This window comes from Paenibacillus sp. BGI2013 (assembly GCF_002843485.1).
Taxonomy (GTDB): Bacteria; Bacillota; Bacilli; order Paenibacillales; family Paenibacillaceae; genus Paenibacillus; species Paenibacillus amylolyticus.
On sequence record NZ_PJFA01000018.1, the window covers coordinates 1 to 23,668 of the forward strand.

The 23,668-nt window shown below is 45.2% G+C and carries 20 protein-coding genes; 12 read left to right on the plus strand and 8 right to left on the minus strand.

Annotated features, from left to right (window positions below):
- Positions 1–418 precede the first annotated feature (418 nt).
- Entirely contained in the window at positions 419–1,975 is a 1,557-nt protein-coding gene (locus CXK86_RS28490; RefSeq protein ID WP_101314964.1) for an acetamidase/formamidase family protein, read from the plus strand.
- A gap of 215 nt (positions 1,976–2,190) precedes the next feature.
- Here CXK86_RS28490 and CXK86_RS28495 read toward each other — a convergent pair whose 3' ends face one another.
- Together CXK86_RS28495 and CXK86_RS28500 are read right to left on the minus strand one after the other, a co-directional pair.
- Positions 2,191–3,045: a sulfurtransferase gene (locus CXK86_RS28495; protein ID WP_101314965.1), complete on the minus strand. Its 855-nt coding sequence runs from the start codon at positions 3,043–3,045 to the stop codon at positions 2,191–2,193.
- Positions 3,046–3,108: 63 nt separating this feature from the next.
- On the minus strand, positions 3,109–4,053 hold the full coding sequence (locus CXK86_RS28500; protein ID WP_036668496.1) for a DMT family transporter: 945 nt from the start codon (positions 4,051–4,053) through the stop codon (positions 3,109–3,111).
- A gap of 228 nt (positions 4,054–4,281) precedes the next feature.
- Here CXK86_RS28500 and CXK86_RS28505 point away from each other — a divergent pair, with 228 nt between their 5' ends.
- The 3 genes from CXK86_RS28505 to CXK86_RS28515 all read left to right on the plus strand — a co-directional run bounded on the left by CXK86_RS28505 (position 4,282) and on the right by CXK86_RS28515 (position 6,908).
- Positions 4,282–5,184 (plus strand): polysaccharide deacetylase family protein, encoded by a 903-nt coding sequence (locus CXK86_RS28505; protein WP_244898194.1) that lies wholly within the window; start codon positions 4,282–4,284, stop codon positions 5,182–5,184.
- 37 nt (positions 5,185–5,221) lie between these two features.
- Positions 5,222–5,875: a YkyA family protein gene (locus tag CXK86_RS28510; protein ID WP_076328158.1), complete on the plus strand. Its 654-nt coding sequence runs from the start codon at positions 5,222–5,224 to the stop codon at positions 5,873–5,875.
- Between the two features lie 142 nt (positions 5,876–6,017).
- On the plus strand, positions 6,018–6,908 hold the full coding sequence (locus tag CXK86_RS28515) for a hypothetical protein (RefSeq protein ID WP_101314966.1): 891 nt from the start codon (positions 6,018–6,020) through the stop codon (positions 6,906–6,908).
- A 239-nt stretch (positions 6,909–7,147) separates the two neighbouring features.
- Here the strand turns inward: CXK86_RS28515 and CXK86_RS28520 are convergent, their stop codons facing one another.
- Together CXK86_RS28520 and CXK86_RS28525 are read right to left on the minus strand one after the other, a co-directional pair.
- Entirely contained in the window at positions 7,148–8,320 is a 1,173-nt protein-coding gene (locus CXK86_RS28520; protein WP_101314967.1) for a mannitol-1-phosphate 5-dehydrogenase, read from the minus strand.
- A 47-nt stretch (positions 8,321–8,367) separates the two neighbouring features.
- The gene (locus CXK86_RS28525; RefSeq protein WP_101314968.1) at positions 8,368–9,036 is read right to left on the minus strand and encodes an HAD family hydrolase; all 669 of its coding nucleotides are present in this window, start codon (positions 9,034–9,036) and stop codon (positions 8,368–8,370) included.
- Positions 9,037–9,535: 499 nt separating this feature from the next.
- On the opposite strand from CXK86_RS28525, the gene CXK86_RS28530 reads away from it, so the two are divergent.
- Both CXK86_RS28530 and CXK86_RS28535 read left to right on the plus strand, forming a co-directional pair.
- Entirely contained in the window at positions 9,536–10,462 is a 927-nt protein-coding gene (locus CXK86_RS28530; RefSeq protein WP_076254361.1) for an ADP-ribosylglycohydrolase family protein, read from the plus strand.
- Positions 10,463–10,488: 26 nt separating this feature from the next.
- Positions 10,489–11,736, plus strand: coding sequence for an MFS transporter (locus CXK86_RS28535; protein ID WP_076254363.1), 1,248 nt, complete (start codon positions 10,489–10,491; stop codon positions 11,734–11,736).
- A gap of 66 nt (positions 11,737–11,802) precedes the next feature.
- Here the strand turns inward: CXK86_RS28535 and CXK86_RS28540 are convergent, their stop codons facing one another.
- Entirely contained in the window at positions 11,803–14,184 is a 2,382-nt protein-coding gene (locus CXK86_RS28540) for a galactose-binding domain-containing protein (RefSeq protein ID WP_179087960.1), read from the minus strand.
- Between the two features lie 655 nt (positions 14,185–14,839).
- Between CXK86_RS28540 and CXK86_RS28545 the strand changes: the two genes are divergently transcribed.
- The 5 genes from CXK86_RS28545 (at position 14,840) to CXK86_RS28565 (ending at position 19,103) form a co-directional block, all read left to right on the plus strand.
- A complete protein-coding gene (locus CXK86_RS28545) occupies positions 14,840–15,652 on the plus strand; it encodes an alpha/beta hydrolase (protein ID WP_370511457.1) in 813 nt (270 codons plus the stop codon).
- A gap of 219 nt (positions 15,653–15,871) precedes the next feature.
- Positions 15,872–16,051 carry a hypothetical protein gene (locus tag CXK86_RS28550; protein WP_036615241.1) on the plus strand — a complete coding sequence of 60 codons (180 nt, stop codon included), beginning with the start codon at positions 15,872–15,874 and terminating at the stop codon, positions 16,049–16,051.
- Positions 16,052–16,181: 130 nt separating this feature from the next.
- Positions 16,182–16,880, plus strand: coding sequence for an RNA polymerase sporulation sigma factor SigK (sigK, locus tag CXK86_RS28555; RefSeq protein WP_017687130.1), 699 nt, complete (start codon positions 16,182–16,184; stop codon positions 16,878–16,880).
- 358 nt (positions 16,881–17,238) lie between these two features.
- Positions 17,239–17,493 (plus strand): hypothetical protein, encoded by a 255-nt coding sequence (locus CXK86_RS28560; protein WP_076254367.1) that lies wholly within the window; start codon positions 17,239–17,241, stop codon positions 17,491–17,493.
- Between the two features lie 248 nt (positions 17,494–17,741).
- Complete coding sequence (locus CXK86_RS28565) at positions 17,742–19,103, plus strand: amino acid permease (protein ID WP_076254429.1); 1,362 nt, start codon at positions 17,742–17,744, stop codon at positions 19,101–19,103.
- A 55-nt stretch (positions 19,104–19,158) separates the two neighbouring features.
- Here CXK86_RS28565 and CXK86_RS28570 read toward each other — a convergent pair whose 3' ends face one another.
- Complete coding sequence (locus tag CXK86_RS28570) at positions 19,159–20,343, minus strand: serine hydrolase domain-containing protein (RefSeq protein WP_076254369.1); 1,185 nt, start codon at positions 20,341–20,343, stop codon at positions 19,159–19,161.
- Positions 20,344–20,514: 171 nt separating this feature from the next.
- Here CXK86_RS28570 and CXK86_RS28575 point away from each other — a divergent pair, with 171 nt between their 5' ends.
- Positions 20,515–20,967: an Lrp/AsnC family transcriptional regulator gene (locus tag CXK86_RS28575; protein WP_017687134.1), complete on the plus strand. Its 453-nt coding sequence runs from the start codon at positions 20,515–20,517 to the stop codon at positions 20,965–20,967.
- Between the two features lie 103 nt (positions 20,968–21,070).
- On the opposite strand, the gene CXK86_RS28580 is transcribed toward CXK86_RS28575, so the two are convergent.
- Both CXK86_RS28580 and CXK86_RS28585 read right to left on the minus strand, forming a co-directional pair.
- Positions 21,071–22,270, minus strand: coding sequence for an MFS transporter (locus tag CXK86_RS28580; protein ID WP_076254371.1), 1,200 nt, complete (start codon positions 22,268–22,270; stop codon positions 21,071–21,073).
- A gap of 222 nt (positions 22,271–22,492) precedes the next feature.
- The gene (locus CXK86_RS28585; protein WP_076254373.1) at positions 22,493–23,557 is read right to left on the minus strand and encodes an ABC transporter substrate-binding protein; all 1,065 of its coding nucleotides are present in this window, start codon (positions 23,555–23,557) and stop codon (positions 22,493–22,495) included.
- Between the last annotated feature and the right edge of the window lie 111 nt (positions 23,558–23,668).

Below are 23,668 nucleotides of genomic sequence, written 5' to 3' on the forward strand. Positions count from 1 at the left end.
TGAATTTGACCGTTTGTTTTTTGAATTCTTCGTTATATCGTTGCCGCTGTTCTCCCATGTGGACACCTCCGTTAGTCTTATTATCCTTCCGTCCGTTAACGGGTGTCCACTTTTTATTCTAGCTCCAAGTATTCCTGCGGCGGGTTCAGAAACATGAAATACATACATAGTTTTCCTGTAACTTAATTTCGTTTGTTCAAATCTCTGAAGATGGATCCTTAAGTTTGCTAAATGTATTTAAGTTTTACATGACTCAATTGTGGTAATTATACTTACATATCATTTATACTTGTAAGTTTATTCTTGATATTTAGCTTTTTAATGTTACTTTTGTTAACGAAAAATATTGTTGTAAATGTATTTATATGTTAGTGTTTATTCATGTTAGAAAATATTACATAGTAAAGAGGGGAGCGTAATGTTTATTAACCGAACGATTAGGAGATTTGGAGTTTCAGTAGGGATTATAAGTATGTTTACATTTGCTCTACCTTCAGTGGGCTTTAGTATGCCGCTGCAACCAACAACCATCGATAAGGTAGAAGGTGATTATTATGTAACGTCTGCGATTGAGAACATTCGCTGGGGATCACTGCCTAATCGAGACAGCTCTCCGATTCTTACTGTACCATCAGGAAGTGCTGTAACATTTGATACGGTATCGCATGAGGGAATGATAGAGGATCAAGGGAGAAATCCAGTGGAGTACTTCGGCAAATTCGGTATCTCACCCGATGGAGTGTTGGATGATGCAAAGGCAATTGCGGCTTCTGCGATTAAGCATGATTATGTAAAAGACGGACCTCATATTATCACTGGGCCAGTAGCGGTTGAGGGAGCAGAGCCAGGAGATGTTCTTAAAGTAGAAGTCCTTTCGTTGCAAACTCGAGTTCCATATGGTGTCATTTCTAACCGCCATGGTAAAGGTGCCCTTCCTAACGAATTTCCAGAAAATACAGGCCCACAAGAGGGAGCTAGCGCAACAAAACCGGAATTATATAATAATGTATCTATATTTACGCCTATTGAAGAAATCAACGGCAATTGGTATGGGGTATTACCAACAAAAGCTGGCAAAAATGTACGTTTCCCAATTAACCCGTTTCTAGGTGTTATGGGGGTTGCACCAAATACCAGTGAAGTTGTGAGTTCTATCCCACCTATTGAAACAGGAGGGAATATGGATATTAATGAGTTGGGTGTTGGTGCAACTATTTATTATCCGATTCAAGTTAAAGGCGGACTATTCTATACTGGTGATCCACACTTTGCTCAAGGAGATGGAGAAGTAGCGTTAACTGCATTGGAAGCCTCCTTAAGGGGGACAGTTCGGTTAACGGTTTTAAAGAAAGGTGACCCATCACTGCCACATCGTGGAGAATTCACGCAACCTTTTGCTGAAACAGAGGATTATTGGATTCCAATTGGATTGGACCCTGATTTGGATGAAGCAATGAAAGAATCAGTACGTGAATCGATTCAATTCTTATCCGATAAGCTTGATATGGATAGAAGTGTAGCTTATGCGTACCTATCGGCCGCAACGGATTACGAAGTATCTCAGGTCGTGGACCGAACGAAAGGCGTTCATGGACTCATTCGAAAGACCGATTTCCTTGAATATGTTGACGTTGCAATGAATGTAGGTGGTACATTAATCAAACCGGTTGTTCATAACGATGAGTTCTACGTGCCGATTCGAACCATTTCGGAGCTATTGGGCGGCACAGTAGAATGGGATCATAAGACGCGTACAACGCAAATCAAATTAGGTACGAAAAATATAAGTGCTCAAATTGGTTCAGATGTGTATTCAATTAACGATAAACTAGTGTTCAATAGTAACGTACCAAAGCTTTTAAATGGCGAAACCGTAGTTCCGGTTGCTGTTATTAATGAAATACTAGGTGCTTATGTCAACTGGACGACGATCGACAAGACGTTAACAGCTAATGTATCGTTAAGTAAAAAGTAATAATAGATTTCATTATTCAACCGTGGTGGACAGATATCCATCACGGTTTTTTCCGTTATCATGAATCAAAAAAAGCTGCCACTTGATGTCTACTTCTGTGTGCTTTTAAATACTTACTGGGTTGTGTTGTTGAATTGATGTTGACTCCGAACATAGAAAAATACATCGCCGGGGCAGATAAGCCACCTGGCGATGTATTCAACATCGATACACTGCTATACGTCTTTGTGCACTTCCGCATCGCCTGTAGCCACCGGATTCTCCTCATAACTGATCCAATCCGACCAACTTCCGGAATACAATTTCACATTCGAGAATCCTGCTTCTTCCAGTGCAATCACGTTCGGGCAAGCCGAGACGCCGGAACCGCAGTACACGATAATCGCACCATCCTTGTCCAGCTTACTGAAACGCTCTTCTAACACCCCAGTATCTGTCCAACGTCCATCCCAATCCAACACATCTTTCCAAAAATAATTCACCGCACCTGGAATATGCCCAGCCTTGGCATCAATCGGTTCCTCCAGACCCGCATAACGGCGAGCATCACGGGAGTCAATTAGCACGGTACTGCCACTTGTCGAAGACTGCTGAACATCCTCAACACTTGCTAGCATGGCTGGCTGCACATTCACCTCAAAGGAAGATGGGATCTGAACCGGTACATCCGTAGTCACCGGGAATTTGGCGTTTTTCCAAGCGGAGAAACCTTCGTCCATGATATACACTTGTTCATGACCGATATAGCGAAGCAGCCACCATAGCCGAGATGCATTCATTCCGCCTTGATCGTCATAAGCAACAATACGACTATTGGAGCCGATGCCAGCTTTGGAGAGACGACTTGCGAGAACAGCCGGATCTGGAAGCGGGTGACGTCCTCCGTGCGCAGACACAGGAGAAGACAGATCTTTTTCCAAATCGAGATAGACAGCTCCTGGAAGATGTCCAGCTTCATAGGCTTGTCTTCCAGCCTCCGGCTGACCGAGCAAGAATCGGCAATCTGCAATAACTACATCCGGTTCATACATTCTGGCGAGCAGCCAGCGCATGGATACAATATTTTTCATCAAAATACACCGCCTTATGAGAGTGGTAGAGTCGTTTATTACTATGATTTACGAAAAAATACGTTATACCGTTGTAGGTTCAATAGGCCCTTTTCCCGCAACAGAGGCTTCTGCTGAAGCAATCTGAGGTTTGGTTTTGCCATATCGAATGAAAATCCATACCCCGAATATAATGACCACCCCGGCAGACATCTGTAATGCACTGAGGGATTCACCGAGCAGCATCCAGGCCAGTAATGAAGAGAATACGGGTTCCCCAAGTACGCCCATGGATACCGTCGTGGCATTCATATATTGAAGCAGCCAGTTGAAGAGATAATGTCCAAAGATCGTTGGCACAATGGCGAGCAGCAGGAAGATTCCCCACTCTGACGCAGCGTAACCTCCGAACGGATGGCCCATGATCAGATTATATACCGCCAGCGTGCAAGCAGCTACGAAGAAAACCCAGAAGTTATACGAAAATGCACTAAGTCCCGCTCGCAAAAATTGACCCAGCAGCATATGAACGGCGACTGCGATTGTGCCAAGTAAAGACAGGACATCACCTTGCAGGGCAGTACCTGCCAACTGGAAATCTCCTGCGCCAATGACGATTGATCCAAGCAGGGCGATGCCCATGCCGATGATCATCATGCGGTTAATTTTGGCTTTGAACAGCCATACCGAACCGGCAAGAATCAGTATTGGCTCCAGCGCGAGAATAACTGTGGAACTGGCAACACTGGTGAGCCGTAGCGAACCCATCCAGAGCAGAAAATGAAGGGCCAGCATCACACCGGATGCAAGCAGCAAGCCCCACTGCCGTAAGCTTAGACGCATCATCTCATGTCTGTATTTCCAGACAAACGGCAGCATTAGCAGGTTGGTGAGAAAAAGACGGTACATGGCAATGACCGCAACATCTGCGGTAGACCAGCGTACAAAGATCGAAGAAAAAGAAATGGCGATAATGCCGACAAAGAATAACAGATAGATGGATCTGCCGGCACGGTTCAAGCTTGTCATGGGTGTAGCTCCTTCTTGAAGTCTGATAGCGTAAATCACTTCATTATACAGGAGAAGACAACCGCAGGAAAGATAAAGAGAATGAAGAGATAAGTAGATTGTAACCGGGCTTGTAACTATTCTGTCATTCTCCCGATCCATTTTTCTATTAATCTTCTATATAGAGACATGAAACGAGATAATATACCAATAATCGGGAAAAAATGAAAGTAAGGAAGTGGCATGACAGTGAGAGTTCAACAAGAGAGAGCGGGAGAGCGTGGCAGTATTCCGCCTAGCACAAGTCGCACGAAAACACATAAACGAAGAAAAATCCGGTATGGAAGGGTAGTCATAGCTCTAATGCTCTTGGTACTGTTCGTTACCGGTATTACATATGTATTCTTTGGCATGACGCATTGGATCAAAAGCGTTGTGGCGCCGCCTCCGATTACTGTAATCGAACAGCCGGCCAAGCTCGGCATGATACAAGTTACTCCGGATGCGAAGGAGGAGCCGGCACGGTTTCAGGGCCAGGTTCGCAAATTGGCATACATAACGTTTGATGATGGGCCAACTGAATATACGGAACAACTGCTGGATATATTGAAGCAACATGAGGCGAAAGCTACCTTTTTTATGATCGGACGTCAGTTGAATCAACATCCGGAAGCGGTGAAACGGCTGTTGAAAGAAGGCAGTTATCCTGGACTTCACAGCATGACGCATAACTATAAAAAGCTGTATAAGAGCGGCAACTCGGCAAACTTTGTGAAAGAGTTCAAGAAAGAGCAGAAGATGGTGCAGGACCTGATTGGTTTTACACCTCATCTGATTCGTGCACCTTATGGCAGCAGTCCACAGATTGGTGAAAAGTTCAGAGGTGACATTGCAGCGGCCGGCTTCAAAATGTGGGACTGGACGACAGATTCACTCGATTGGAATCTTCCCGGTCAGCCGGACAAGATTGTGGCCCGGGTGAGCAAAAGTGTACATCGGGATAAGGAAGTGATTCTGATGCATGAGCGGGAGCAGACGGTTCAGGCTTTACCACGCATTCTGAAGTTACTCGAAGATCGGGGTTACGAGTTCGAAGTATACGATCCGGATGCACACTGGGTAGCCAATTTTAGCGGAGATACCCGCTTGTAATATAACAACAAGATGATGCAAGAGAGGAAGGACTTGGGTGCTAACGAGTAAAAAAGTGGCGCTTGCGGCAGTTAGTGTATTGCTAATTCTGCTGGTGAGTGGTTGTGGAGATCCGCAGGAGCCTGCGGCAAATCAGATAAACCAATTGGTGCTCAGCGGTCAGGAGATTGATCAGAGTTTGAAGACGCTGACCAGTCATGAGCAGGAAGATATGAAGTTATACAAGTCTATTTTAGACAAAGGCAAGAACAAAAACAGTGATCTCGAAGCACTGCTGGATCAGGCAGCAGATCATATTCATGAACGAAGAACGTTGTTGAAACAGGCGGAAGAGGCCATGAAACAGACCAACGAGAAGACGGTGGCCCTGCGCGGTTCATTGAAAGAACTATCATTTGAAAAAGAAGAAACGTTGGCACAGGCTGAAAAGGTGCTGGATCAATATGAAGCAAGAGCACGTGCATTGGAAAATTTTGTTGCTTCGTATCAGTTGAGTCTGAGTGCCGATGAGCAGTTGTATGATCTGATGAGAGAAAGTGCAGAACCTAATCTGGTTAAGATTAAGCGAGCCATTCGGGTACGGAATAGCGAATATGCGAAGCTTGCTGAATTCCGAAAGCAATTTAACCTCCAGACCAAAGCGTTTAACGGAGCCAATGCCAAACTGGTACAGATGGATCAGGCCAGCTGAGCAGAGGATCTGAGCAACGATTCAGATATTTTGCATGATTGAGTTGCCTGTCTCCCGTGTAAGTACTAGTATACAGCCAAGCCAATGGATGAGAAGCAACATGGACAAGCATCATTGCGTATAAGCTAACGGAGGTGTTCATATGCGAAAAGGAAATACAATGAAAGTCAGTGCATCACTCCTGGTTTTAATTATGGGATTCTCGCTTGTGGCATGTGGGAACAGTAATCCTGCTGCACAGCCAACAGTGAATAATACGGAAGAACAGTCACCAGCACCGGAGCAACAACCAAATGAAAGTGCTGCAATTGAAGCAGAAGGTATTCTGACTGGATGGGCTGATCCGCATACCGTTGAGATTCGAGTGAATGAGAAGCCGATGTCATTCCAGGTGAGCGAAGATCTGCAGAAGTCTCTGGATGATATCGATGACGAAGATTCCGTTCGTTTCAAATATGTAGAGAAAACGATTGATGCAACAACGAAACAGTTGGTACTTACAGAGATTGCAAAGATTGAATCTAGTGATGAAAATAACGGTTCCAATGCAGGCGGTACAGTAACGTCCGATCGTCCGAAGACATCAGAGCTGGAAGTGACGGTAGAAGGAATGACCGAGAAACGTCCAGTGACATTGGCACAAGCGAAAGGTTATTCACTTTATGTGTTTGAACCGATGGCTTTTGACGCCGAAGACCATGAATTAACAATGAAGATTGATCCGGATTATGAGGTAGAGATTGAGAAGCTGCCGGCGAATTACAATCTGGATGCGCTGAAGATGGATGCCAAGGAAGAGTTGTCCGAGACCGGAGAAGTGAAGCAGTTAACAGCTGAACAACTCAGCAACGGCCCGATGAAGGATGCAAGATTATACATGATGTCCCAGAATGATAAGAAAACAGAGTACTTTATTGTCAAAGAACTGGACGGAAATGGTTACATTTTCCACATCCAAGCACCTGTTGGTGAGCCTTCGGAAGGTTTCCTGCCCATGGCATATGCATCCCTCAATTCCATTATGAATGAGTAGAAAATTAAATTAAAAAGATTCCCTAAACAGCGTGTTTCCTTGAGAGAGGAGATGCGCTGTTTTATTAACGTTACTACAATATAGATAGATGTACCGTGCCGTGCCACGCCGTGCATAGACCAATAGCCGGAAGGAGCGATGCTGCTGCATAGGTTCCTCCCGGCTTCTTGGCCGTGCTTCTATTCAGTTTGCAGGATCGAACCCATTTGCAGGATCGAACCCATGCCCTGATCCGTTACTCAGGTTAGTATGGTCGATTCCTTGCGCCCTCTGAGTTCCTGATAACGGGCGATTACATTCTGATGAACGGGATGTTCGTCGGGAATTCCCATGCGCTCACGGATGAAGGCGGAGACGCCATCTTCGCGAATCATGTGTTGTAGTTTCATGGCTTCCTCGTCGCGCTTGTCATTAAACAGCATTGCGGCCGCCATAGCAGAAGTTAAATGAGGAATTTCAATTCCGAATTCACTGGCTTGCATCGCTGGGCGAACAAGCCGATCATGAGGTGAAAGCTTGCGAAGGGGGGAACGTCCGACCCGGGTAACCTGATCCGTCAGGTTGGGATTGGCGAAACGTTCCAGTATGGTGTCGATATATTTGTTATGCTTCTGAGCGTTGAATCCGTGCTTCTGGATGAGCATCTGACCGGTCTCTTCCATAACATGGCGCACTTTGGCCCGCAGGGTGGAATTACTCATCACCTGGCGGATCGTCTTGAATCCTTCGAGATAGCCGAAGTATGCAGCGACACAATGGCCTGTATTTACCGTAAACATTTTACGTTCAATGTAAGGTTCAAGCGAATCCACATAGTGGACGCCATCTATTTTCTTAAAACCATCCAGAAGTGCTGGACGATGAACGACCCATTCGTAAAAAGGTTCAACAGTGACCTGCAGCGGGTCTTTGTGGTTTTGAGCCGGAACAATCCGGTCCACAGCTGCGTTGGGGAAAGAAACATAACGTTCGGCTTTTTTGCGAGTTTGTTCATCCAGAAATGGATAGATGCGTTTCTTCAACCTGGTGCTACCACCGATGGCATTTTCGCAAGCGATAATATGCAGTGGAGCCTGATTATTGTTTTTCATGCGAAGTTGAATACCTTTGGCGATCGGTTCGGCGATATCTCCGAGTGCAGATACACCCACCGCGGTTGTGATCACATCGGCTGAAGCGATCTCTTCAGCAACCAGATTCTGCTCATTCACATTGATAGCCGTCACGTTGTTGACAATCGTAGTGTCCTGATCTCTATTGGCAAGTGTAATCGGATATTCCTGTCTCTCTTGAAGCATGGAGATTTTCTTCGGGTTACGTGCGACAAAGCAGACTTCGTAGTCGGAAGCGGACAACATATGACCGATAAAACCGCGGCCTATATTGCCCGCACCAAAATGTACAGCTTTCATGTGTGAACTCCCCCTTTAAGGATTAAATCGCGAAATTCGTGCAGACCTTAGACGGTAGTGACGAGTGGCTTCGAAATCAAATCGTTAAATGTAAGGTCAGTCAAGCAAGACAGCCGTTGGTGAGGCATATCGAATTCCAGTGTTCCTGTGATGGTATTCGATATGACTACGCAGTGCATACCAGCCGCAGCAGCTGCACGCGCGCCGTTAGGTGAATCCTCAATCGCTACGGCTTCGTCTGCAGTTACTCCAAGGGCTTCAAGTGCTTGAGTATAGAGTTCCGGGTCAGGCTTCACATTTGCAACATCATCTGCCGTACGAATGACTTCAAAATAATCTTTCAGTTTCAGTTGTTCCAGATGTTGTTCAACCCACTCCCGTTTGGAGCTGGATGCTACAGCGAGTTTCAGTCCGGCTTGACGTGCTTGTTCAAGATATTCCTGAATACCAGGACGCACCTTTTCTTTGTTCATCAATGCAGCGTGCTGCAACTGAACGGATTCCCTGAACTCTTTCCGATCGATGGGAAGATTCAAATCTGTGATGAGGTACTCATATGGATTAAATGTTTTCAGACTGGTACCGATGCATTGTGAATACATCTCCAGGGTTAAATCTACGCCGTGTTCCTTGTAAGCATCACGAAAAGCAATATACCATGCTGTCTCTGTATCAATAATCGTTCCGTCGAAATCAAACACCAGTGCCTTAATCATAAATTTGTTCCTCCTGTTTCAGAATTAGTTTGGGGATAAAAAGTGAAAATTTTCTGCAAATTCATTCCCTGTATTCATTAACCTGCGGGATATTAGTTGACGCAATACACCGAAAACTAATATTAATTTGGGAAAAAATATGCGTTTGAAGCTAATAAAACCGTAACATAGGACAAACCGAAGGGTCAAGCGCGTCATGATTGTTTACATTGAAAATTTTCACATGTATGATTTGTTTTCAGAAAATGATGAACGTTGCAAACCGTTAACCCTTTTGCATGTAAGCGGTGTACTGAATAAACTGTTTTTACAGCTCAAAAAAATAAAACTTTTTTTATGAAAATTTGCTATTCTGGCCGTTCTACAGCTTTCGACACTTTTATAATAGAAGAAATGGAGCTTAATTTATTGGATTTTATTAGCTTTACGCCAGATCAGGCCCTGTGGGAGAATGGAAGAAAGATTGTAAAAGTATATGGAGTAAGGGAGGAAGACAAACATGCTGCAAAAGGACCGTTTCAATGGCTGCTTCATCGGGCTTGCAGCGGGTGATGCGTTGGGAACTACCGTGGAATTCAGTAGCCCGGGCGCATTTGAACCCGTAACGGATATCGTGGGTGGCGGCGTATTCGGGCTGGAGGCAGGGCAGTGGACAGATGATACATCCATGGCTCTGTGTCTGGCAGAAAGTCTGGTACGTAAGGCAGACTTTGATCCTGCGGATCAGATGCGCAGATACACCAATTGGTACAAGGTCGGGTATATGAGCAGCACAGGCGATTGCTTTGATATCGGCGGGGCCACGCGAAGTGCCTTGGAGAGGTTTGAGATAACTGGAGAAGCTTACAGCGGATCAACCGACCCGATGACGGCGGGCAATGGTTCTATCATGAGGCTTGCACCTGTCGTGATGGCTTACGCTAATCAACCAAACGAGGCGGTCCACTATGCTGGGCTGAGCTCCCGGACAACACATGCTGCAACGGAAAGCGTGGAAGCATGTGAAGTGCTGGCCGCCATAATTGTTGCCGGTCTGCGCGGAGCGGACAAGAGCGTCATGCTGATGCCGGAGACATGCAGACAGTGGAGGGAAGAACCTACTTTTTCGCCTGCTATTGAAGAGGTTGTTATGGGTTCCTATCAGAGCAAAGAACCGCCGGAAATTAAGGGCAGTGGTTATGTGGTTCGTTCACTTGAAGCAGCACTATGGGCGTTTCATAAGTCATCAAGCTTTGAAGAAGGCGCGTTGTTAGCTGTTAATCTGGGTGATGATGCGGACACTACAGGTGCGGTGTATGGGCAGATCGCAGGTGCTTATTATGGATTGAGTGGTATTCCGGCACACTGGCGGGACAAGCTGGCTATGCGTGGAGCGTTCGAACAACTAACCGATGCCTTGTGGTTGAAGGCGACAGAAAATCGTTGATTAAGAGACAGGAGAAGAGAACATCTATGAGCACGACTGGACACACAGTACAACCACAGGTTTCACCGTCAGGTAAACGAGGGGCGTTTCCATTATCCCTGTTATGTCTGACGATAGGAGCTTTTGCGATTGGTATGACTGAATTTATTATTATGGGTCTGCTGCCCAATGTGGCAACAGACCTGAATGTAAGCATTCCGCAGGCTGGGCAACTCATTACGGGATATGCGCTTGGTGTAGCGGTAGGTGCGCCGATATTGACCGTATTTACACACAAGATTCCGCAGAAAAAACTGCTGGTGCTGCTGATGTGCATTTTCATTATCGGGAACGCATTGTCTGTCATTGCTCCTACTTACGGGTTGCTAATCTCAGCACGGATCTTAACGGCATTTGCTCATGGTACGTTCCTTGGTGTAGGTTCAATCATGGCGACGCGGCTTGTTGCGCCCGAGAGAAGGGCAGGAGCGGTATCGGTTGTTCTCGCAGGGCTAACGATTGCCAACATTATTGGCGTTCCGTTTGGTACATTTATCGGGCAACAGCTCGGATGGCGGTCATCTTTCGGGGCGATTACGATCTTGGGCATCGTTTCTTTGATTGGTATCATTCGTTTCATTCCCATCCTCCCGCAAGGAGCACCAGCGAACCTCGGACAGCAATTTCGGAATCTGGTTCGTCCACAAGTGTTGCTGGTTCTGCTTATTGGGGCGTTGGGGTGCGGAAGTTTGTTTACAGTCTTCACCTATATTACGCCGATGCTTGTGGATATCAGCGGCTTTGCAGAGCAAAGTGTGACCTGGATTCTGGTGTTGTTTGGCTTCGGTGTAACCTTGGGCAATTTGGTTGGCGGCCGTCTGGCAGACTGGAAGCTGATGCCTTCGTTAATCGTCAACTTTGGGATCTTAGCTGTTCTGTTAGCTGCACTTACGATTACACTAGAGAATCCTTATCTCGCGGTAATCACCATATTCTTCTGGGGTGTAGCCGCGTTTGGTATTATGCCGGGACTTCAGATTCGGATTATGAATATGACCCGCGAAGCGCCGCTACTGGCGACAACCTCAAGTCATTCGGCATTTAACCTGGGAAATGCCGCTGGTGCCTATATGGGTGGGTATGCAATTACGCATACAGGACTTATCTCAGTGCCTTTGTATGCCGCAGTAATTGCTGCACTGGGTTTGTTGGGTTTGTTCATCAGTCTGTTGATGAAAGACAGACTGGCTTCACCCGAGGGTGCAGAGGTAGTTAATCCAGTATCCGTACACTAAACAGATGTCAAGAAAGCCTCAGCCATCCTGTGTAACCAGGGGCTGAGGCTTTTTGGGCATGATGTTTTAATAGATTTCAAGCTCATTGATTCGCACATAGGTTGGCTGATGCGAAGGACCTTTACTCGCTACGACACGGATCTTGGAGGTACTGACTGCTGAAAATGTGTGTGAACGCGTTAACTCTTGATTGCCTGTAATCTGTACAAGATTCACCCAATTTGAGCCATTCCAGTATTGCAGATCATAATTGGCAAGCGGGTATCCCTGTGTGGTATACAGATCAATTCGCTGGATTGAACTCGATGCCGGCAAATCAATGACGACATATTGGGGAAGTGAGGAATTACGGTTATTGGCCCAGCTATAACTTTCCCCCAAGGCCGTGTTACGATCCCCGTCATTGATTCGGGCTGCTGAATACCCGGGATAGGTGGAAGTTACCGTTATGGCAGCATTTCGTGCCAGGTTCTGTCCGGTTCCCGGATTGGTAGGGGTTTTCACCAGATTCACCAAATTCCAGCGCAACTCGAAGAGTTTGAAGGACTTATTAAATACAGCTCCTTCTCCTTTGACGAGAGCATCAATCTTTAGAGACATGGTACTGGGCACATTATTGCTGCTTGTCCATTTCCCTGTGCCTTCAATGCCGGCAAAAACACTTACCTCAAGTATTTTTTTGCCGACAATTTTCAGACCGACTTCCGCTTTGGCTCCTGCCCAAGCAGTGATCTGTCCTTCAATTTTATGGGTTACCGTAAGATATCTGTTCACACTGCTGTAAGGCTGGATCTTCACGGGAATAAAGACACGTGTTTTCCCTTTGACTCCCGCGGTAACCGTGTATCCCTGATCGACCTGAAATTCAAAGGTGACGTTGCCGTCAATACCAATGACCAGAAAAACGCCGACAGATACGGCTCCGAGATTGCCAGCACCAATGTTGAAGCCCATGATTGGAACTTTGACTTCTTTTTTGAACTTGGCATCACCTTTAATATAGATGTTGGCTTTCTCACCAGCAGTAAATTTCAGATCATATTTTCCCCAAAATCCGTATTTCCCCGTAACTTTGGGTGCAATCAAGGTGAGCTTGCCACCTGCTTCAACGAACACTTTGTTACCGTTTGCATTTTGTTGATTTACAAGTACCTTCTTGAAATCACAGACAAACTCATTGCCGGATTTTTTGCAATTGGCAAAATCACCTGCTCCAGCAGCACGAATCACATCATTCAGATCCGTTGAATTAATATCAGTTAATTCCGTGGAGTTTATTTCATTCAGATCCATATCATTTGTATCATTCATGTCCATGGGTGCGATATCCGTGGAAGCGATATCCATTGTTTCTGCATCCGCAACCATGTCCGTATTTGCATCCAAATCATTTTGAATCGTGTTGTCGATGTTGAACTGTCGCATTTCAGCATCATCAGCTATATCGGTCTCTAACAAGGAAGGGGTTTCCTGAACAAGCCATTCCTTGCTATCCAATACCATCTCAGGATCAGGCATGACGATATTGCGCTCTTCGAACGAGACCTCCTGCTCGGGAATATCATAGTAATCGAACAATTCCTCCACACCCGGAGTGGTGTAATCTACCCGCATACCACCAGAGCTTCTATTGACGCTTGTAACTTTGATAGCCCGGGCAGAGGACTGATCGAGAAAGATCTGACCAGGAGCTAGGTTATTACCGATCTGGGCAGCCTCTTGGGTGCTAAGTTCTATAGAACCTTTCTCTTCCACCGTTTCAAAGACGGCATTTACCACGGGAAGTCTCTTCACCATGGAAGCAGGCATGGGTTGGGTTGGTTTTAACTGATAATCGACTTGCTCGAATTGACCTGAAGAAGAAATGGGGTTGCTAATAGCCAGTCCATCTTCGGAGACGTTAAATGAGATTCGAAAATATGCTTCTGAAACTGGAGCATTCACATTGGTCTTGCCTGCCCAGATCCAGCGTGCACTGGTCTCCTCAGGCATGCCACTAATCTGTTTCCAAGGATCACTGCCATACCGTCCGAAGTCAGTAGCACGTGACCATGACGAATCATCGAATTTGGGTTGCTCCCAACCTTCGATATATCGTTCAGATACTTTCCAGTTGAAATCCGTAACCAGATTCTCATCTCCGTAGCTAAGGTCTGCCAGCAGTCCCGCATAGAGGCCTATATCCTTCGCTTGAACTGCAATCACATTGATGCCAGATTGAATCGGCACAGGGAACGTATAGGCTTTGGCCCAGTCGGTGCCTTTTCCCGTCTGTCTGCCGTTTATAAAAAGTGTGAACTCATCATCTGCGGTTATGGATATTTTTCCTTCATTGTTAGATGCAGCATAGACATTGGATGGCCATAACCCCACAAGTAAAGGCAGCAATAATGTAATAACCAGGAATGAAGCCCATGCTTTTTTGATCGAAAAGCGTACATTGAACATCATCATTTTCCTCCCAGAAAATAAAGTAGTTGCAAAAGATATTGGTAGCCGAAACGTTGAAACTTTTGCGTAAGCATATCTCAGAAGAAAAATATTATGAATCTATTGAAATTGTTCATAGACACCCCCTATGGAAGCTATAATAAGGTAAAATATTCAATTTAACAACAGTATTTTACAATTTTAAATTATGATTCGAAAATAAAGAAGAAAGAAGAAAAACTCTGATGCTCTAAGACCATTGAATTGAATCGCTAGAAATGAAAATATTGTTGCAAAAAATGGATAAATAAGTTTAAATATACTATATAAGTAATTCTATGTCGGGAAAACAGAGTGAAATCTACATGTTTCAGTGTTTTCTGAAGGGAAGGGAGGTGATCTAACCTGTTTATTGTAAGGGCTTTCAATTTTGGGTTGAGAGGAAGCTTACTTCACCGCGTTAGAAAAAGTTGAACTTCAGCATCAAGCGTAATCCAGTGAAACTTCGAGAAACGCATACTTAAGTTTGACAAAATTGAGAGGAGAAATTGAGATGAAAAAACGTATTACAATCCTTTTAAGTCTTTCGATGATCGTTGCCATGATTGCCCCAACAATGGCTTTTGCTACGGATTCCAGCGAGGTTGGTGCTCAGAACACAGCGTATGAATCTATGAATGTATCCGGCAATGACGCAAACAATGCGCTTGCTAATACTCCGGTGGTGCCGGCACCACCGGGTTTTGATGGCTATCGAAACAATATTCCGCACGGAAATACCAATCTGATATCCTATTACTCCACAACGGTGGGCAATACACGGAAAGCGACCGTGTATACACCGCCAGGATATTCTCCGAATAAAAAGTATAACGTCTTGTATCTCCTGCACGGCATCGGCGGGGATGAGCATGAGTGGGTCAATGCAATGAAACCCAAGAACATTTTGGACAACCTGTATTCGGAAGGCAAGCTGTCCCAGATGATCGTTGTCATGCCGAATGGCCGTGCCATGAAGGACGACCGTCCAGTCGGTGACATTTTTGCTCCGGACAAAGTGGCTGCGTTTGAACGGTTTGAGCAAGACCTGCTCAAGGATCTGATTCCTCATATCGAGGCCAATTATCCGGTATACAAAGACAAGAATAGCCGTGCGTTGGCCGGTCTGTCCATGGGTGGTGGGCAATCGCTTAACTTCGGATTGAAAAATCTGAATACCTTCGCTTGGGTAGGGGCCTTCTCGGCTGCACCGAATACGCAATCTGTATCACAGCTGGTTTCCAACCCGGGACAAGTAGCCAGCCAACTCAAATTGTTGTGGATCTCCTGTGGATCAAGTGACGGTCTGTTATGGGTCAGCCAGAACTTCAAAAACGGCTTGAGCAGCATGAATATTCCGCATACCTTTTATCTGGATGTAGGTGGACATGAACCATCTGTCTGGAACAGCGGCCTGTATCAGTTCTCACAACGAATCTTCAAATAATTTAATTTGAATTAGCTTCTTGAAGCAATCGACAGGAGAAACAGGAATTCATATCGATATGTAGCCTCAGTTCTGTTCTGCACAGGGCTGGGGCTTTATGTTGGTTAGTGTGCGAATATGACATGATGAATGAGAGAGAATATGTTAGCATGAAGGAAGCAGATCCACATGGAGCGGGTAGTTAATTACATAGGTAGATACATGAAGGAGAGAAATAGGATGTTCTATTACAAAGGTGCATTCCGGGAAACGGACAATGTAATCTATTTTAAAAGCGATGTTTCATTAGCCCAGAATGATGTTGTCCTATTTGGTGAAAAGAAGTATTTTATCGAAAGTGTGGAAAAAGAATTTCTCCTGCTTCAGCGGGTGGGCTCCATTGTTTCTGTGAGTCTGTGAAATCTTCGCAAGATCATCCCCTTTTTCAAGTGTACGTGCACTTCTGGGCCTCTGCCTACATACAATAGATCGACCCTGTTCCCACATGTGCTCAGGCCAGATCGTTGTAAAACTGCAGGAGGTGTCATCTGTGCCCGGATTGTTTACCGCAATTGCTCTATTCATTAAAGAGTTAACGTTACTCGTCTCGTATGTCAAAAATAATGCGTTCCCCCAGCCACTGGCTGAGGGTGATGAAGCCAAACATTTGCGCCTTATGGCTGAAGGCAATGCTCACTCTCGCAATCTGCTCATTGAACACAATCTGCGCCTCGTCGCGCATATCGTCAAGAAGTTCGACAATACGGGTGAAGATCAGGAAGACCTGATTTCCATCGGAACCATTGGTTTGATCAAAGCCATCGAAAGTTTTCAACAAGGCAAAGGCACGAAGCTTGCCACATTTGCGGCGAGATGTATTGAAAACGAGATACTTATGCATCTGCGTTCCCTGAAGAAAACACGCAAAGATGTATCCCTGCACGACCCTATCGGTACGGATAAAGAAGGCAATGAAATTACATTAATCGATATCCTTGGCACAGAAGCTGATGATGTTGTAGATCGGGTACAGCTCAAGATTGAAAAAAGCAAAATTTATCGCAATCTAGACATCCTGGATGATCGGGAGAAGGAAGTTGTAATCGGTCGATTTGGCCTGGAGGCAGGCGGGGAGGAACGAACTCAACGCGAAATTGCGAAGGAACTGGGCATCTCACGTTCTTATGTATCAAGGATTGAGAAGCGAGCGTTAATGAAGCTGTACCACGAGTTTTATAAGCAAAAGTAGTTGTTGGATAGATAGCGCTTTTCGTTAAAAAGATGGTGCTTTCTGAACCTTCCGCATTTGTAGGGAGATGCATTAAGATCGAAAATTTGATACACTGCGCTCTCTGAAAATGGCACGGACAAAGAGGGCAATGAAATTACACTAATTGATATCCTCAAAACAGATTGGAAAAGAAAAAGGAATAGATTAACAGACCAGAGGGCGCCTTTATCGGGAGCCCTTTTTACTGTGAAGATACTTAAAACTGGATCTAAATAGTATTAATTATTTGGGATTATGACCTAAATAAAGGAATTTCCATTCCCGTTGAAGAATATCTTGTACACAGACCAATTTAATATATAAGGAGTACATCATAATGAAGCAGCTTTTTCAGAAGATTCCAGTGTGGTATTTGTTAATCTGTATCATGGGGATGATTATGATCGTTTATAACATGTTCCAATCGTATTCAAGTGTTCTTAACTATATTGCGCTATCGATGATTAGTGTTGCAAATGCTATTCGAATTTGGAAAAACGAACGTTCATTAGCGATTACCTTTTTAGTTGTTGCCGCTCTATGCTTGGCTTTTATTTTAAAATACTTCTATAGATATGTATTATCAGCATGACATGGCATGAGAATAACAAAGGAATGTACATAGGCTGATGAATAGTATGGATCGGATGCAACTTAAGTTTTAAAAGCCAGGGGCATGAAATAGGAGCATATGAAGAGGCCACCTTTTACAAAGGTGGCCTCTTTGCTGTGCAAAAAAAATATAAATGAGGGATATGTATTCTGAGCAGATTATTATATGATGAGTAATAATATTTTGCATCGTAGAGAGCATTTGCAGAAAGAGAGTGGTGGTTGATCATGCAGCAAGAAACGTTAACAAGGGGATTAAAGAACAGGCATGTACAGTTGATGGCGATCGGAGGTGCGATCGGTACAGGTCTGTTTCTCGGGGCAGGCAAAACGATTCAGCTGACAGGGCCATCCATCTTGCTGGCCTACATCATTACGGGTGTTGTGTTGTTCCTGATCATGCGTGCATTGGGGGAACTGCTGTTAAGCAACTTGCAGTATCATTCCTTTATCGATTTTGTGCGTGATTACCTGGGAAATATGGCGGCATTTATTACAGGCTGGACCTATTGGTTCTGCTGGATATCCATTGCCATGGCTGATATTACGGCCGTTGGTTTGTATACGCAGTTTTGGTTTCCGAATGTACCTCAGTGGATGCCAGGGTTAATTGCGTTAGTCATTTTACTAATCATGAACTTGGCAACGGTCAAGTTGTTTGGTGAGATGGAATTCTGGTTTGCCCTGATTAAAGTCGTGGCCATTCTGGCACTCATTGTTGTTGGTTTATATATGATATTCAAAGGTTTTACCACGGATCAGGGTCCAGCAAGTTTCACCAATCTGTGGAGTCATGGGGGATGGTTCCCGAATGGACTGCATGGGTTCATCATATCGTTCCAGATGGTGGTGTTCGCCTTTGTAGGCATGGAACTGGTGGGACTCACAGCGGGGGAAACGGAGAATCCGGAGAAGGTTATTCCTAGAGCGATTAACCAGATTCCGATCCGGGTACTGCTCTTCTATGTTGGCGCACTGCTGATTATTATGAGCATCTACCCGTGGAACGCCATTGTGCCTACTGAAAGTCCGTTTGTACAAGTGTTTGCCGCTGTGGGTATTGCAGCTGCAGCCGGCATTGTGAATTTCGTGGTACTGACTTCCGCAGCGTCAGCGTGTAACAGTGCCATTTTCAGTACAAGCCGTATGGTGTTCTCCATGGCAAAGGATCACAACGCACCCGAATCGTTTGCACGATTGAATAACAGGAAGGTTCCTTCCAACGCGCTGTTTTTCTCCACGATTGTTATTTTGATCGCGATTCTGCTGAACTATATCATGCCAGAAGGCGTATTTACGCTGATCACGAGCGTGTCGACCGTGTGTTTCATCTTTGTATGGGGCATCATGGTAATCTGTCATCTCAGATACCGCCGTACTCAGCCGGAACTGGCGAGTCGCAGCCGCTTCAAACTGCCACTATATCCGTTTTCGAACTACTTGATCCTGGCGTTTCTGGCATTTGTGTTGGTGGTATTGGCATTGGCCGAAGATACGCGTGTGGCACTGTTTGTCACGCCAGTGTGGTTTATTCTTGTTGCGGGGATCTACCTTCTCAAAAAGAAAAATTTGAGTAATAACAGACAGTAGTCTTACCATCGTTGCCAAATAAAGCCGCCCAATGATATTGGGCGGTTATTCGTATTTATATTCTTGCAGCCTCTTTGCCTTCACGAATACCTGTGTAGATGGCATCACAGATATCGGTAGTATACTGGCCTGACATTCCTTCAAGTGCTGTATTGGTGAATGCTACGACACTAAGTTCTTTTTGTGGATCAACGAACCACGAGTGACCATAGGTTCCACCCATCCGCCACGTACCCGGGGATTCCGGTGTATCAGCTGCAACAGGGTCTTTAAGTACTGTAAAACCAAGGCCAAACCCTCTTCCTGGCCAGTATGGCATCACGAGATCACCGATTTGATTGGTAGACATCTCAGCCGCAACGGCTTCTGTAAGGAGAGGCTGTCCTCCTTGTCGTAATGCTTCAAGTAAAGTAAGAAAATCTCCGGTAGTTCCAACCATACCCGCTCCGCCCGACAAGTAAGCAGAAGTACGATTCGCACGATTGGGTGACAGTCGGAAGCCAGCAGTACCCTCAATAAAAGGAATCTGCTCCAACTCCTGATGAAGGAGACGCGGTTCTTCAGAACCATTAGCATATGCGGCTGTCAATCGTTCCGAATCCACCGCAACAAAGTCAGTGTCGGTCATGTGGAGTGGATGAGTAACCAGCGTTTGGACAGCTTCTCGTAGTGACATCCCAGTTACCTTTTCGATAACGGCACCAAGTACATCAGTCGCAATGGAATATCTCCACATGTTGCCTGGCTCATACAGAAGAGGAGCAGAAGCCAGCCTCTGCAGATTCTCCTCCAGACTCATTTCAGACCAATCCATTCCATCCGATACTCCTGCAAGCTCATAGGTTCCCTGATCTTTTTGGAAGAAACGGTATGTCAAGCCTGCGGTGTGTGTCATCAACTGATGTACTAATATTAAAGCGTCCTGACCATTAGCAAGTTTGGGCCGGAATGCAGGAAGCCAGCGTGTCACCGGATCATGCAGACTCAGCTTTCCTTGTGAGATTAATGCCAGAGCCGCTGTCGAGACAATAGGTTTGGTTACGGAAGCAAGTCGAAATAGAGCGTTTTCCGACATGGTGCGTTTTTGCTCCCTGTCTGCGAAACCAGCAGCCCGGCTGTATACCAGTTCCCCTCTTAAAGCAACTTGTACAACTGTTCCTACGATTCTTTTTTCGCTTAGAGCGCGGTCAATGGCTTCATCCACATAATTATGCAATGTCGTCATGTCTTTTTTTCTCATGCTTATCTTCCTCTCACCAACTGATGTATTTGATTTCTCGTGATAACTGTGTTTTATTATATAAATGATTGATCTTGTATTATATGGTTTGTTAAAGGCATTATAATGAATTGGCGAATATACTTAAGGTAATTTCTGAATATATCTTATGTATTTAAAGGAGTGGATCACATGGACGAAATAGATCAGCATATTCTGTATCACTTGGAGAATCAGGCGAGATTATCCATGACCGAACTCGGCAAACTGGTGGGGTTATCTCAGCCCGCCGTTACTGAACGAGTCAAACGAATGGAAGAAAAGGGAATTATCGAGGAATATCGAACCGTAATCTCCCCATCCAAATTGGGCAAGCAGAGCACAGCCTATGTTCTTTTTCGTACGCGGGATTGTTATCCTTTCCTGGATTTCTGTCGTGCGTCACCTGAAGTTGTGGAATGTTATCGGATAAGCGGAGAGTACAATTACTTGCTGAAAATCCTCACAGATACCATTCAGGGACTCGAGGAGTTTCAGAACAAGTGTGATCCGTACGGTACTTACATGACTTTAATCACCATGTCTTCTCCAATTGCACATAAGAATCTAGTGGAAGGACCAAATCTGTTGGCACAGGCAGAATAAGATTCTGGTCTTTAAAATGAAAAACAGAAGAGGAGTCCACATCAAGTGAACTCCTCTTTCCTCCTGCGTGTAACTCATGCAAAATGCCTTCCTGTTATTTTACTTACTTAGGAAATCCATATTTATAAGCACGCATAGCTACAAGCAACGCAGGAATGAGCAAGATAAACAGTGCCCCAGAAAGGTATCCTGCTCCAAATAGCTCAAGAAGGATGCCCCCGATGATGCCTCCTCCGCCAATCGCCAGATTCCATGCTGTAACCAGCATCGATTGGGCGACATCTGTACTTTTGCCTCCGGCTTGAGCAATGGCAGTTTGTAGTAGCGTGGCCGCCCCACCAAACGTAATTCCCCAGATCATGATGCCAAGGATAATAATCATAGGTTGATGAGTAGCGATTCCCATCACGACAGAGGCCAGAGCGAATGATGCCAAGCTAATGATAACCAATCTCCTTAAAAATCGGTCAATGAGCATGCCGGTTAACCAAATTCCAACAATGGAAGTAAAACCGAAAATGAGCAAAATCAAGTCGACTCTGTTAGCAAATACGGTCTGGGCAAGGTAGGGAGAAATATAGGTATATAGGATGTTATGGGCAAGCATCCAGGCCAGAACAACAAACAGAATAGGCCTAACTCCCGGAATTAAAAACACCTTATGCAGTGGAAGACGTTCACCAGCTGGCTCTCCGGCAAAATCCGGCATTCTCCAGAGAACCCATACGATTAAAGCTACGGTAAGAAGAGATACCATCCCGAAGATGAGGCGCCAGCCGACATAAGAACTGAGAAAACTACCGATTGGGACACCCAGGGCTAATGCTACCGGAGTGCCGACCATAGCCACAGCCATGGCTTTACCTTTTAACGAATCCGGAACCATTCGACGAGCATAACCAGCTGTCATGCCCCATAACACACCCGCAGAGACTCCAGCCATGAAACGAGCAGCAAGTGTCAGGATGTAATCCGAAGATAAGGCGGTAACGGTGTTAAAGACAAGAAAACCACTAATGCATACCAGCAGAAGAGGCCGGCGTCTCCATCCGCGTGTAGCAGCAGTCAAGGGAATGGCAGCAACAAGTGATCCAATGGCATAAAGAGTCACCAATTGTCCGGTGAGGGCTTCTGTGATCCCCAAGTCTTTTGCAATTTGCGGCAGCAGTCCCGCAGGCAGGCTTTCGGTGAGGATGCAAATAAATCCCGCCATGGCTAAAGCAAGTAGCCCAGCCCACGGAAGGCGTTCTGAAGATATGGAAGGCAGCTCCCTTTGTTTTGGGAGGGGTGTGTTAATGGCCATGAATAAAAAACCTCTTTTCTTATCGTTTAATCTTATCCAGAACTATGCATATAAGCTTATCTGAAAAAATCAAACTTTTGCATACAGGATTAAAGGTAAGAAGGAGGTTTTAACATGATTTTTAATTTAATTTGTGAGTTTATCCGTTAATTTAGTATGTTCTAAAGTGGACTGAAAAAAAGAGCAGTGAGAATGTCTTCTCCTGCTCATTGGCTCAAGTCATTACTTCATCGGATTAGCTTTCATTTCCTGTCCCATTTTCTCAATACCGTCCAGAATTTGATATCCATAACCCCAGAACTGGCTGAAATCTGTGACATAGATCTGTTTGTTTTTGATTGCGTTCATACTTTGCAGGGCAGGGTTGGCATACAGATTTTGAATCAGCTTATCGATATCCGGTGAACCGGCATACGCGGACAAGAGCAGGTAGTCCGGGTTCGCTGTGATCAGTTGCTCAACACTTACCTCACCTTGCACACCATCAAACGTATTTTTCAGCCTCAACAGGCCAAGTGCATCAAGCTGATACGTATCATTTTGCATGCTGCTGACCGTAATGGTGTCTTCCGTAGCGGGTACGATATAGGCAAAACGTTGCTCAGGCTGATCGGCTACACTTGCCTTAATGGCTGCAACACGAGTCTTCAGACTTTCCGTGAATGTTGCGGCATTATCTTGAACATCGAAGATCTGCCCAAGTTGTGCAATATCACTATACAGGCTATCGAGTGTGCCTTTGTGATTCGTCGTTTGTAGGAACGTACGGATATTCATGTCATTCAATCCATCGACGGTACCCACGCCCCAGTCTGCATCAGCGAACAGGTCGCCCCGTCCGAGTACCAGATCCGGGCTTGCACCTACAACCAGCTCTTTACCTACATAATCCTTGGACAATACCGGAATTTGGGCGAAATCATCAGCCACATCGGGTGTAACGGAACCATAAAGAGCAGCAACACCGACCATTTTATCGGTCAGACCTAATTTGATGAGCATCTCAGCCGCAGATTGGGTATTCGCAACAACACGTTCAGGTGCTTTATCGAATACTTGCACTTTGGGTTTCCACTCGCCACCCTCACCCGAGATCGTGAAATTTTCAATGGTGAGCGGGTACGTCGTTTTATTTGTATTCTCAGCAGGAGCTGAAGTTTCTGTCGTGTTAGTAGGTGAAGTTGTTTCTTCGGCAGGGGAAGAAGTTGAAGCGTTCGAACAGGCTGCAAGTAGCAGTAACAGGAGACTTAGAGCAGCAAAGCCAATGGTTCTGGATGTGAATTTCATTAAATGATGAACCCCTTTTCTATGTGTTTTAAATTGACAAAGATAATCATTCTCAATTATAATCCGAGAAAACACATTGTAAATAGCTAAATTTAATTTGTTCTACATTTT